The following is a 12,170-nucleotide window of genomic DNA, read 5'->3' as shown; positions in this document are numbered from 1 at the left end:
ATGCTTAAAATCCAGAAACTAATGATTCTCTTCAATTCTTTTATAAACATCTACAAATTCTTGGGCTAAATCTTTAAAAGCAATTGCTGTCATCAAATGATCTTGCGCATGCACCAAATACAGATCAACTGGCGTCTTTTGTCCTTGGGCTTCTTGAGTTAACATCTCTGTTTGAACATTATGTGCCTGGTTTAATGCCTGGTTTGCAGCTGTTAAGTTTTTTTCAGCAGCTAAAAAATCACCTTTTTTTGCAGCCTGAATTGCCGCGATACTGCTACCCTTAGCATTTCCACCAGCCATAATCAAGCCCATGACTACCTGCATTCGCTTATCTTTATCCATTACCTTATTTCCCTTCAAGAATTTTTTCAGTTGCTGCTAACACTTTAGCTCCATCCATCATGCCGTAATCAGTCATATTAATAACATCCATTGGAATACCTGCTTGGTCAGTCTTCTTTTTTACCATTGATTTCATATAAGCTACTTGGGGCCCTAGTAACAAAACATCTGGCTTTGCAGTTTCCAATTGATGATCGATATCTGCCGTTGAAGTTGCAAAAATTTGATAATCTTTACCAGCCTCCTTAGCTGCAGCTTGCATTTTTGATACTAATAATGATGTCGACATACCTGCTGAACAGGCTAACATAATTGTTTTTTCACTCATTGAAAATCAGCTCTCTTTCTTTTGATTATTTTGTTTCTTTGGCTACTTTTGCTTGTTCCTGTGCCAATAAATAATTATCGTATTTCTTTGCAAATGGAAAATAAATTGCCGTCGACATAACTAATACAATTGCTTGCCAAATTGCCATTTTCCAACCGCCAATCAAAAACCCAGAAATAATTGGTGGCGTTGTCCAAGGTGCCGCAACACCATTCAAAGGTGGCGCAATTCCAAAATAAATCACTAAATAGGTAGTCAAGGCAACAATTACCGGAGTTAAGAAAAATGGAATCGCTAAAAATGGATTCATTACCAATGGCAAGCCAAACAAAAATGGTTCATTAATATTGAATAGAGCTGGGACAAGCTCAATTTTTCCTAATGATTTCATCTGGGCTGAGCGGGCTGCATATAAAGTGAAGATTACTAGACCAATAGTAATTCCAGAACCAGTCAAATTAATAAAATTATTATAAAATTCGTTAGTAACAATATGTGCGCCATTAGCTAAACTCAATTTTCCAGCATGATATAAACTTGCATTATCAAATGTATTAGGAATCAACAAGCCACTGGTGATTGCCCCCATAATTAACCCACCATGAACACCGAAGAACCAGAAGAACGGAACCAAGAAAGCAATAATTAAAGCACCACCAAGTGAATCTGATAAGCCTTGTAAAGGAGTCTGTAATAATTTATAAATTAGTTGCAATAAATCAGTACTCATTACCATCTTGAAAAATGCATACAATAACATCGAAACTGTTAAAATAACTCCAGCTGGAATCATAGCTGTAAATTGGTTAGCTACATTAGCTGGAACCTGTTCCGGTAAAGTTATTTTCCAACCTGCCTTTAACATTTTAGTGTACGACCAGCCGACCAAAATACCGATAATAATTGCAGCAATCATCCCCTGTCCACCAAGCCAAGTAATATTAATTGTATTGGTTACTGGTGCTGAAAGAAATGTTTGCAAAGCATGGGGTAATTTATCAATATGTTGAGCTACCTGACTGCCAGACATAACAGTGCTGCCAGCAGCATTGGCAATTCCAGAACCTGATTTGCCCATTGTCGCAATCAAAGGATTATCTACTTGCAAGAATTGTAAAATTAAAAAAGCTGATAAAGAGGTTAGTCCAGCTGGTAATGGTTCATATCCTTCATTGCGAACATAAACATATGCAATCCCAATTGAAGCCCAAACTGAAATCAAGCCAAATGAAGCTGTATAAGCCTGACTGAAAACCGCAGACCATCCGGAGGCTTTCAATGCATTAGCTACCGAAGTAATCGGAATGTTTGATAAAATTAAGAATATTGAACCAATAATAATAAACGGTAAAGCATAAACCATTCCATCCTTTAGTGCTGTAATTGGCTTGGTATTCACAAATTTCATAATTGGCGGTAAGACTTTTTGATTAACAAAATCGCCAAACTTATTTTTTACCATTATAATTCATCTCCATTTTTTTCAAGTAATGATTTAAACCAATAGAAAGACTTTTTCGGAATCCTCCGCATTGTCCTTAATTCATGGTTGCCACGATCAACATAAACGGTGCCATATCTTTTCTCCATATTTCCCTGTGAACTTGGTATATCAATTAATCCCCAACCTAAATATCCAAGTACTTTAACACCATCAATAAACATTGCATCTTTCATAGCTTTAATATGATCTCGATGATAAGCTATTCTTTGATTATCTGCGATTGCATCCTTGCCATTCCAAGTTTCCCGTAAACCAATACCATTTTCCACTGGAAAAACTGGAAGTCGATAGCGATTATAAAGCGCTGTCAAAATATTTCGGAAACCTAACGGATCAATTGTCCAATCCCATTCACTCTTTTCTAAAAACGGATTATTTTCACTTGCCACTTCAGCATATAGATTAGGTGCTATTTTATCCGTAAGTTTACTTGCATCCAAAACTTCGCTACGGTAATAAAAAGCCAAAAAATCAACCTTACTGGTTGCAATTATTTTTAAATCGGAATCTGTGATCTCAACTGATAACTTTTTTTCTGTAATAAAATGCCATACTTCCGTTGAATAATGTCCATTGACAAAAATTTCATTTAAATTATCAAATTGAAATTCTTGCAGTTTTCTAACTGCCATTACATCAGCCGGTCGACAGCTCAAAGGGTAAACACCTGTATACGCTGTCATCCCACCAATTTTCAATGAAGCATCTTTTTGATGAAGATAATTTGCAATCATTGCATGTGCCAAAATCGTATGATGAAAAATCGTGTACATCTCTGATAAAGTTTTGTTTCCCTTTAGGTAACCAGAAATTCGAAAACTGGCACTTGTCAAATAAAGATTTTGTTCATTAAAAGTCAACCAATACTTAACGCGATCCGCAAAATGATCAATAATTTTTTTGGCAAATCGTACAAATGCTGCAACTGTCTTACGAGAAATAAAACCATTTTCCTGCTTAGCCAATACCAGTGGCATATCAAAGTGATATAAACAAATCATTGGTGTGATTCCTTTTCGCAGCATTGCATTAACCAGGCGATCATAAAACTCAATCCCAGCTGCATTAAATTCACCATCACCAGTTGGATTTACTCTTGACCAAGAAATTTGAATCCGGTACATATTCAAATTCATTGCTTTTAATAAATCCAGATCTTCTTGATAGCGATGATACTCATCAATTGCAACTTGCCAATTACTAGTTTTATCAGTTTCTGGTCGAACGTCATAAACTGATAGTCCTTTACCGTCAATATTCCAAGCCCCCTCAGTTTGCATGCTAGATACTGAATTTCCCCAGAAAAAATTGGAGGGCATTTTTCGCTCAGTCAATAATCTCCCACCTTCTTTTAAGCGTTTTCATTCTCGAGAACATCTAAAGTATATTCTTAGTTTTTAAAAATATCAATATCTATGTTTATAAAAGTATATACTTTTATAAAGGCAAAAAAATACAGCCTGTCGTTTGACAGACTGCGGTAAAATTATTTTTATCTTGATTCAGCAAACTTAGTCTTAATATAATCTGCTGACCGAGCTAATTTTTTGATTTCTTCATCAGTTAAATCAAAATCAAGTTGTTCAACAATACCATCTCGACCAACAATAGCTGGATATGACAGATATGTTTCCCATTCTTTTCGGTAATTTGACACAGCTAGTTCTGTCCGTGAATCGGTTAAAACAGCAAGTGCTAATCTGACAGCTGCTGTAGCAATTCCATAGTTTGTATATTTTTTCCCATGAAAGACTTTAAAGCCGCCTTCACGTGCTTCCTGATCTAGTTTTGCCAAGTCTAACCCTGTTTTCGCGGCAATTTCAGTAATTGGATGACCTAAAACGCGCACAGTTGACCAAGCAGTAAATTGTGAATTACCATGTTCGCCTAGATTATAGCCATAAACAGACTGGGGATCAATTTTTAACTCACGAGCTACTGCACGTTTCATACGCGCCGAGTCAAGTAATGTACCTGTACCTAAAACATGGTTTTTTGGTAAACCAATGACTTCTTGGTAGATTGAAGTAATAACGTCAACTGGATTAGTAATAACTACCATTATCCCATTAAAACCTGCAGCTTTAATCTTAGCACCAACTTCTTTAGCTGCTGCTCGAGTAAAAGGCAACTCGGCAAAACGATCATCATCTTGATTATCTTGCAATTCTATTTTACCAATCGCAGAAATAATTACATCAGCATCTTTTAAAGCTGCATAATCATTAACAATAATCTTGGTGTGGCTCTTTAAATTTGCCATTGCATCTTCAAAGTCCAATGCATCAGCATTGACTTTTTCGCTACGTTTATCAATTAACACCAATTCGTCAGCAAAACCATTTGCCACAATATAGTGGGCTGCAGTTGCGCCAACATTTCCCATGCCGATCACGCCGATTTTTCGTGCCATTTTTTCCCTCCGCTTGATTAAATTAAAGTTCTACTTTCTGGACCCAACCACGTTTATCTGGACGTTCACTCATTTGGATACCAGTTAATTCATCATAAAGTTTTTTAGTAGCTGGGCCAGTTTCAGTTTCACTAAATGGTACAAATTTCTGATCCTTATAAGTCAAAGAACCAACCGGTGAAATAACGGCCGCCGTTCCCATCGCTCCGGCTTCAGTAAATTGATCAAAGTCTTCCATTTTAATTTGAGTTTCTGTGGGGTTCATTCCCAAATCGCCAGCAATTTCCAACAATGATTTCTTAGTTACCGATGGCAAGATAGAATCTGACTTTGGTGTCACAAATTGACCATCTTTAGTGATTCCATAGAAGTTAGCCCCACCAAATTCATCAATATATTTATGATCTCGTGGATCAAGATACAAACAATCCGCAAAGCCATTGCTCTTAGCCTGCATTGCTGGATAAAGACTACCTGCATAATTTCCAGCTGTTTTAGCTTGACCAGTACCTGCATAAGCGGCCCGATCAAATTCGCTAACAAAATATGGCATTGGAGTCAGGCCTTTGATGTACGCTCCAACTGGAGTTGCAAATACACGAAATACATATGTTTTGGATGGCTTAACGCCGACCATTGGTTCAGTTCCAATCATAAATGGGCGTAAATACAATGAACCGCCTGTTCCATAAGGTGGAATAAATTCCTGATTAGCTTTAACAACTGCTTTAACCGCAGCGACAAAATCATCGATTGGGTAAGTTGCCATACATAATCTCTTAGCTGAGTCTTGCATTCGTTTAGCATTCATTTCTGGCCGAAAAAGATTAACACTACCATCTTTACAGCGATAAGCTTTTAAGCCTTCGAACACTTCTTGACCATAATGAAAATCTTCAGCAGCTTCGGAAAGTGTCAAATTAGAATCTTCGACCAAACCGCCTTTTTGCCATTTGCCATCTTTATAAACCGCCTGATATCGATATGGCAAATCCCAATATTTAAATCCTAAATTGTTCCAATCCATGTCAGCAGCAACTGCTTTTGTCATAATAATTCCCCCTATGAGTAGTTTAAATAAATTAAATAACTATCATAAATAAAAAATCTCGTCAAGTCACTTACTATCATTAAATAGCACATTTTTCAATGTTAACAGCCAAATTTCTTTGAAACTTTCTAAGAATTTTATTATTTATTTAAGGCTAGTATAATTATCTTGATCTTTTTTGTCAAACACCTTTTTTAATTAATAATTATTCGACAATAAATTATTTTTTAAAGTTAGTTACTTCGATTGACTAATCGTTGATAGACTTTTGTCGTTAAACTATATACCAGTAGGTAACCAATTAATAAAATCGCTATTGTCAGCACACAAACTCGTAATAATAACCAACCGTCATATAAAGAGAATATTTTCAAGACACTGCTGAGAGCTGGCAATGCAAATACGGTATTAATTACTGCGCCAACAATTGGCAACATAAAGACCAGCAAAACTTGACCATAAATTGCTTGACGACTTTCTTTTTGACTCAAGCCTACTTGCTGCATAGTCTTAAAACGCTGCTGATCCGATAATCCTTCGGCAGACTGTTTGTAATAAATAATTAAAGCAGTCGTAATTGCTAACGCAAAACTGATTAAAATTCCAACAAATAATAAACTGCCAAATGTTGCCCGCAAAAATTTCTGCATTTCTGGGCGATAAGAAAAACTACCGTTGTCTAACTGTAATGTTTGCTGTAGTTGAGTAGCCAAATTTTGACGATTCTTAGCTGAACCGGATACATCTAAACCAGATTGATAAATCCAGTGTGAGGAACTAATTTGGCGAGCAATTTTATTACTTGAAACTACTAGAAAAACCGGTTGAAAAATCGAGTGATCCACATTTCCAGCTTTTAAATTAATATATCCTTTAGTTCGATAAATTTTGCCTTTAATCACCATTTGTGTCAATCGTTGACCAGCAGGACTATCGACTAAAACTTGATTAGCTTTAAGTTTAACATTTTGATGTTGAACTCGATTAAATTCTCCTAAAGTTATAACCGATAATGAAACCGAAGCTTTGCTTGTCATCCCTGATTTAAAATACCCATTCCGACTAAAACTGCCATATATCGGACTTGTAATTTGCAACTGCTGATTTTGCTTTAACTTGACTTGATTGCGCTGCGCTATTTGCTGAACGCGACTTGGATTTAGCGGCTCCTTCGTGGTAAGCATTAGTTCAAATGGATTCCATGACGAAAGCAACTGCTGTTGGCCGGCAACTAAACTAACGCTGCTAGTTAGCGTTACTAAAATTGTCGTACACAAAATACAGATAGTCGCTAAACCAGCTGCATTTTGTTTCATTCGATAAAGCATTCCCGAAATTCCGATAAAATGTTCCGGCTGATAATAAAAATTTTGCTTACTTTTCAAAAGGTGCAATAATAAAATACTTCCCGCAGTAAACACTGCATAAGTCCCAATTACAACCAAAATGACCGCCAACATAAAATTAGAAATACCAGCCATATTCGGTTTTGTTTTAATGGCAAGCCAATAGCCGCAACCTAAAATTAATAAACCACCAATTCCTAACAATCGTTTGGCCTGAGGTTCTTTTTCAGCTTGAACAGCTTGTTGCCAGAGAGCTGCTGGTCTTAATTGCCGCAATCGCCAACAATCATAAATAAACAGCAACAAGAAAACCCCACCGAAAAAAACAAAAGTTTGCATTAATTGATCAAGCGAGAATTTGCTATAAAGATGGTAGTTATTTAACAAATTCCGCAAAATGATAAAAGCTAACTTAATAAATGTTGTCCCCAAAATCAGGCCTACTAGTACGCTAACCAGATATAAAAATAATTTTTCAAACAGTAAAATTTGCCGCAAATTATTTTTGGTCATTCCTAACATATTGTATAAACCTAAATCGCGGTCACGCTGGCGCAATAAGAAACTATTTGCATAAAACATAAAAAAAATTGCCACGATTAAGGTGAAATTCTTTCCGAGAGCTAATAAATTAATAATTACTTTTCCATAACTACTATCGGCCAAACTATGATTTGCCATCAAACTTAAGAAAATATAATTAATGGCAATCATCAATGAACTGGCTAAAACAAATAAACTATTTTGTTGCCAATGATGTTTAAGATCGGCTTTAGCTAAACGTATCTCAATCATCGCTGCACCTTCTCACTTGACAGGGCTGTCAAACTAGCCGAAATTTTTTCAAGATACGCACTGCGTGGCTGTTTGCCCCGGTAAAGCTCATGATAAATAACTCCATCTTTAATGAACAGTGTTCGTTTCGAATAACTGGCAGCTGCCGCACTATGGGTTACCATTAATATCGTTTGTCCTGCAGCATTAACTGTGTCAAAGAGATCTAGTAAAGCATTCGTATTTTTTGAATCTAGAGCTCCCGTTGGTTCGTCTGCCAACAACAATTCTGGATGTGTAATCAACGCGCGCGCAACTGCAATTCGTTGTCTTTGCCCACCAGAAACTTCATACGGAAAACGATCCAATAAATCAACAATTTGAAGTTGTCTTGCTAAAGGTATCAAGCGCTGTTCCATCTTTTCATAGGCTGTCCTTGCTAGTACTAAGGGCAAAAAAATATTATCCCGATTGTTAAAAGTATCTAGTAGGTTAAAGTTTTGAAAAACAAATCCCAAATGTTCTCTGCGAAAACGCGCTGCTTGATTTTCTTTCATTCGACCAAGTTGGCGCCCTTCAAGTTCGATGATGCCACTACTAGGCTGATCCAAAGTTGCAATAATATTTAATAATGTTGTTTTACCAGCTCCTGACTCTCCCATGATTGCCACGTAATCGCCGGCATCAACTGTGAAAGAAATATCTTTTAAAGCTTGAACTTGCAATTTTCCTTCAGAAAAGTTCCGTTGAAGATGCTCGATTTTTAAAAGTCTCATTTTTAGTTCTCCTTTGCTATTTCTAAAATAAATTATAAAAGGTTAGCAGCTTGAATTTTAGTTACAGTCAAGCCGTTAACCTTACAGATTGTTATTATTAGGAAAAATAAAATAGACCTCTGTCCCCTGACTAACCACCGACTTAACTTTTATTGTTAACTCTAATTTTTCAGCAATTTGTTTAACGAGATATAACCCCATCCCTGTTGCTGCTTGTTGCCGTCGTCCATTTTCACCCGTAAAGCCAGCTTCAAAGATTCGAGGTAATTCATCACTTTTAATACCGCAACCAAAATCTTGAATCACTAATGTCGCCTTAGACCACTTTAAATGCAGTTCAGATCCCACAGATGAATATTTGATTGCATTAAAAATTACTTGTTGTAAACAAAAATGCAACCATTTCCTGTCTAAAGTCAACTGCACATCTTTTTTCAAGTCAATTGTAGGCCGCAATTTCCGGTCAATAAAAAAAACAGCATTTTCTTTCAGTAAGTCTTCCAAAAGATCTTTTAATGAAAATTTTTCAAATGTCAAATCATGATGAAAATCAGCCAAGCGTTCATAATTCAACATTAAATCTAACTGATTTTGAATTAATCCTATTTGAGTTATAATTTCTTCACTGCTTACTTGTGAGGTGTTTTCAGCCGCCAGTTTTAAAGCAGTTAATGGCAATTTAATTTCATGACTCCATAAACGTAAATAATCTGTCCGTTGTGCAGCTTGGATTCGTTGCTGTCCGTTTTTTTCTCTTTGCTGTTGAACTTTTAGCTGCAGTAGTTGATAATAGCTAGCAGCTATTGCGGTGCCTGGATTTTTGGCTGGCAATTTTTCATTTTCCCACGCTTGCTTTAAGTCCTGCTGTGACTGATAGGTTCGCCAGCATCGCCAAAAAATCCAAATCACAAAAGGCAGCCAGGAAAAACGTAATAAATCTTGTGGTAATGATGTGATTGGTTCTTTTAATTTTATCAACACCCAAATTAAGCTTAGTAATAGCCCATATGCTAGCAATAAAGGCAGTTGCTCTACTAACATTAAAACTACAAACTTCTTATTTCTTATCATCTTTTTTCACCAATCGATAACCTTTTTTTCTTTCTGTAATTAATTGTTCAGCCAGCTTAAGTGATGATAACTTTTTTCGTAAACGACTGATATTAACGTTTAGAACCCCCTCATCAACAAAACTGCCACCTTGCCAGAGCTCATTCATTAACTGTTTCTTGCCAACTAATTTACCTGCATTTAAAAATAGTAATTTTAAAATTACACCTTCAGTAGGAGTTAATTTCACATATTCTGATCCAATCGTTAAACTATTGGTCAAAATATTCAAATGATAGTTTTCAAAACTAAGTTCATTTATTTCAGTTTGATTAAGTTTCATTCGACGAAAAATCGCCTGAATCTTTGAAACTAAGACATTCACCGAGAATGGCTTAACTATGTAATCATCTGCCCCTAAGGCTAAAGCTCGAACAGCATTCGGATCCAATTCAGCTGCCGATAAAAAAATGACCGGTAACTGAGAACTTTCGCGTAATTTACCGGTCCAGTAAAAGCCGTCAAACATCGGTAAAGTGATATCCATAATCACTAAATCCGGTTGTGCTGTTAAAATCTCAGTAGTAATATTTCCCCAATCAGTGACTGTTTGTGTTTGATAGTTCCACTTTTTTAGTCCCACTTGTAGTGCTCGAATAATTGCTTGATCATCCTCAACAATAAAAATTTTCTGCATAGCTAAATTATTCTCCCTCAAAAATTCTTAGTAACTCACTTAACGAAACCTGTCCAGTTAATTATCAAAATCTATTAATTTAAACATATCATTTTCGAGAACTAAAAAAAACAGGTTAAACGAATTAACACTAGTTTAACCTGTTGACCAAATTTATTTTTAAAAACTGCTTTTTATTGCCAGATTGAAGGTTTAACTCGGGTCTTCAAAACCCGATATAATGCCGCAACGACACTGACACCAATTAAGCGATCGAAATAATCGGTAATAAACTGGACAATTAAAACCGCTGCTGCTTTATTAAGCCCAGCACCTATCAATAACTGAACAATAATACTTGAACCTGATGAAGTAATTCCGTGAAACAAAAAGTATGCAATTGTTGAAGAAAAAATTGAGCCCGGTAACGAAATCAATAAAGCCGTTAACCCTAGTGACTGCCAGTGATCAGGTTGCCATTTATGAAAAACAAATCCCGCTGTTAACCCAATAACTAATTGAACTGGCAAAAAATAAAGTGACATTAAATCAGTAGTAAACCCAACAATCAACCCAGTAATTCCACCAGCTAACATTCCGGCTATCGGACCAAGTAAGGCAGCAGCCAGAATCGTTCCGATAGTATCCAAATATACCGGCAAGCGCAATAATAAAGCTAAGTTACTGCCAACAATATTTAAAGCAGCTGCTAAAGCAATTAAAGTAATTGCTTGCAGTGAAAGACGTCTTTTTAACATAGTTAACCCCTCTATTTTACATAATTTGTTGCAGAATTGTTGTCAATTCTGGATCAGTAGCTTTGATTAGCCGCTGTAAAAATATGTGCATAAATCTTTGAGCGTCAACTTGAGTTAAAATAAAACTATTTGGCGAACGATGCCAGAAGCTTTGTGAATCAACCAGTGTCTGACCAATTGCTTTGCCAGTCGTTTCAACCGTTGTATAAGCTGCAAACCCTTGACAAAGATTCGGTTCAAGTAAATAGGCCACTGCTAGTGGGTCATTGATTACACAGCCAATTACTTTTTCTTGTTTCCAGTGAAAATCAAAATAAAAGCGTGTAATTGCCGTAATAAATTCGCCAGTCGTCGGACTTTTTTGTCGAATATATTCTAGAATATTCGGTGTCAAAACGATTTTTCGGGTTACGTCCAATCCCACCATTTTTATTGGTAAAGGAGCATGCTGAAATACATATTCAGCAGCATCTGGATCACACCAATAATTATATTCGGCTACCGGTGAACAATTACCTGGACTCTTAAACGTCCCACCCATTGATATCAAATCACAGCAGTTCTGCCATGCGATTGGCTGTTGTTGTAGTGACTTAGCTAAATTGGTCAAGGGACCAATTGCAATTATCGTTACATTAGTTCGAGTTGCCAGTGTCTGACTGATAAAACTAACCGCATCAAGCTTCTGCGGTTGAACCGTTGTTATCTCAGAAATTGCACTTTCGCCTAAGCCATCCATTCCATGAGTATCTTGTGCACTAACATAATCCCTTTTTAATGGTTGCTTTGACCCACAATAAACGGGAATATCCAATCTATGGGCAAAATTAAGCAGCTTTAGGGTGTTCTTCTCCCCTAAAGCTGCCGGAACATTACCACTAACCGTTGTAATCCCCAAAATCTCAATTTCCGGCGACTTTAATGCCAGTAGCAAAGCAAGGCAGTCGTCAATTCCTGGATCACAGTCAATAATAACTTGATATTTAGCTTTTTTGGCATTCATTTTCCAACCTCCTTACGCCCCTTAGGCTGAGATACTTGGTTTTTTATCCTGGGAAGTTCACGAACCAGTCGAGTTGTTAGCTCATTTGATAAATGCACAATTGTTATTATAAAGGAAATTCAGCCAAAAACAAAGCTGACATTTTTTAA

The 12,170-nt window shown here is 36.4% G+C and carries 12 protein-coding genes and 1 riboswitch; all 12 genes read right to left on the bottom strand.

Annotation, left to right across the window (positions count from 1 at the left end):
* Positions 1-18: 18 nt before the first annotated feature.
* The 12 genes from G6O73_RS00575 to G6O73_RS00520 all read right to left on the bottom strand — a co-directional run bounded on the left by G6O73_RS00575 (position 19) and on the right by G6O73_RS00520 (position 12,021).
* Positions 19-342, bottom strand: coding sequence for a PTS lactose/cellobiose transporter subunit IIA (locus G6O73_RS00575; RefSeq protein ID WP_057884750.1), 324 nt, complete (start codon positions 340-342; stop codon positions 19-21).
* Positions 343-346: 4 nt separating this feature from the next.
* Positions 347-670 carry a PTS sugar transporter subunit IIB gene (locus G6O73_RS00570; protein WP_057884749.1) on the bottom strand — a complete coding sequence of 108 codons (324 nt, stop codon included), beginning with the start codon at positions 668-670 and terminating at the stop codon, positions 347-349.
* A gap of 25 nt (positions 671-695) precedes the next feature.
* On the bottom strand, positions 696-2,132 hold the full coding sequence (locus G6O73_RS00565) for a PTS sugar transporter subunit IIC (RefSeq protein ID WP_057884748.1): 1,437 nt from the start codon (positions 2,130-2,132) through the stop codon (positions 696-698).
* Entirely contained in the window at positions 2,132-3,493 is a 1,362-nt protein-coding gene (locus G6O73_RS00560; RefSeq protein WP_057884800.1) for a glycoside hydrolase family 1 protein, read from the bottom strand. Before G6O73_RS00560 ends, G6O73_RS00565 begins: the two co-directional genes overlap by 1 nt.
* Before the next feature lie 173 nt (positions 3,494-3,666).
* The gene (locus G6O73_RS00555; RefSeq protein ID WP_057884747.1) at positions 3,667-4,587 is read right to left on the bottom strand and encodes an L-lactate dehydrogenase; all 921 of its coding nucleotides are present in this window, start codon (positions 4,585-4,587) and stop codon (positions 3,667-3,669) included.
* A 22-nt stretch (positions 4,588-4,609) separates the two neighbouring features.
* Positions 4,610-5,638 carry a branched-chain amino acid aminotransferase gene (locus tag G6O73_RS00550; protein ID WP_057884746.1) on the bottom strand — a complete coding sequence of 343 codons (1,029 nt, stop codon included), beginning with the start codon at positions 5,636-5,638 and terminating at the stop codon, positions 4,610-4,612.
* Positions 5,639-5,871: 233 nt separating this feature from the next.
* Positions 5,872-7,779, bottom strand: a complete 1,908-nt coding sequence (locus G6O73_RS00545; protein WP_057884745.1) for an FtsX-like permease family protein — start codon at positions 7,777-7,779, stop codon at positions 5,872-5,874.
* Positions 7,776-8,534, bottom strand: coding sequence for an ABC transporter ATP-binding protein (locus tag G6O73_RS00540; protein WP_057884744.1), 759 nt, complete (start codon positions 8,532-8,534; stop codon positions 7,776-7,778). The genes G6O73_RS00545 and G6O73_RS00540 overlap by 4 nt, the downstream gene beginning before the upstream one ends.
* 81 nt (positions 8,535-8,615) lie before the next feature.
* On the bottom strand, positions 8,616-9,605 hold the full coding sequence (locus G6O73_RS00535; protein ID WP_057884743.1) for a sensor histidine kinase: 990 nt from the start codon (positions 9,603-9,605) through the stop codon (positions 8,616-8,618).
* Positions 9,592-10,281 (bottom strand): response regulator transcription factor, encoded by a 690-nt coding sequence (locus G6O73_RS00530; protein ID WP_057884742.1) that lies wholly within the window; start codon positions 10,279-10,281, stop codon positions 9,592-9,594. The genes G6O73_RS00535 and G6O73_RS00530 overlap by 14 nt, the downstream gene beginning before the upstream one ends.
* A 173-nt stretch (positions 10,282-10,454) precedes the next feature.
* A complete protein-coding gene (locus G6O73_RS00525) occupies positions 10,455-11,018 on the bottom strand; it encodes an ECF transporter S component (RefSeq protein WP_057884741.1) in 564 nt (187 codons plus the stop codon).
* Between the two features lie 16 nt (positions 11,019-11,034).
* On the bottom strand, positions 11,035-12,021 hold the full coding sequence (locus G6O73_RS00520) for a nucleoside hydrolase (RefSeq protein WP_057884740.1): 987 nt from the start codon (positions 12,019-12,021) through the stop codon (positions 11,035-11,037).
* 29 nt (positions 12,022-12,050) lie between these two features.
* Positions 12,051-12,095: riboswitch (PreQ1 riboswitch) on the bottom strand.
* Between the last annotated feature and the right edge of the window lie 75 nt (positions 12,096-12,170).

This window comes from Liquorilactobacillus nagelii DSM 13675, from assembly GCF_019444005.1.
Lineage (GTDB): Bacteria > Bacillota > Bacilli > Lactobacillales > Lactobacillaceae > Liquorilactobacillus > Liquorilactobacillus nagelii.
Note: the sequence above shows the minus strand (reverse complement) of the source record. Positions and strands in the feature narration are given on the sequence as shown.

Bases quoted from the DNA above. Each gene is read 5' to 3' on its own strand.
- G6O73_RS00520 (WP_057884740.1), bottom strand. From the start codon at position 12,021: ATGAATGCCAAAAAAGCTAAATATCAAGTTATTATTGACTGTGATCCA.
- G6O73_RS00575 (WP_057884750.1), bottom strand. From the start codon at position 342: ATGGATAAAGATAAGCGAATGCAGGTAGTCATGGGCTTGATTATGGCT.
- G6O73_RS00525 (WP_057884741.1), bottom strand. From the start codon at position 11,018: ATGTTAAAAAGACGTCTTTCACTGCAAGCAATTACTTTAATTGCTTTA.
- G6O73_RS00550 (WP_057884746.1), bottom strand. From the start codon at position 5,638: ATGACAAAAGCAGTTGCTGCTGACATGGATTGGAACAATTTAGGATTT.
- G6O73_RS00570 (WP_057884749.1), bottom strand. From the start codon at position 670: ATGAGTGAAAAAACAATTATGTTAGCCTGTTCAGCAGGTATGTCGACA.
- G6O73_RS00545 (WP_057884745.1), bottom strand. From the start codon at position 7,779: ATGATTGAGATACGTTTAGCTAAAGCCGATCTTAAACATCATTGGCAA.
- G6O73_RS00540 (WP_057884744.1), bottom strand. From the start codon at position 8,534: ATGAGACTTTTAAAAATCGAGCATCTTCAACGGAACTTTTCTGAAGGA.
- G6O73_RS00565 (WP_057884748.1), bottom strand. From the start codon at position 2,132: ATGGTAAAAAATAAGTTTGGCGATTTTGTTAATCAAAAAGTCTTACCG.
- G6O73_RS00555 (WP_057884747.1), bottom strand. From the start codon at position 4,587: ATGGCACGAAAAATCGGCGTGATCGGCATGGGAAATGTTGGCGCAACT.
- G6O73_RS00530 (WP_057884742.1), bottom strand. From the start codon at position 10,281: ATGCAGAAAATTTTTATTGTTGAGGATGATCAAGCAATTATTCGAGCA.
- G6O73_RS00535 (WP_057884743.1), bottom strand. From the start codon at position 9,605: ATGATAAGAAATAAGAAGTTTGTAGTTTTAATGTTAGTAGAGCAACTG.
- G6O73_RS00560 (WP_057884800.1), bottom strand. From the start codon at position 3,493: ATGCCCTCCAATTTTTTCTGGGGAAATTCAGTATCTAGCATGCAAACT.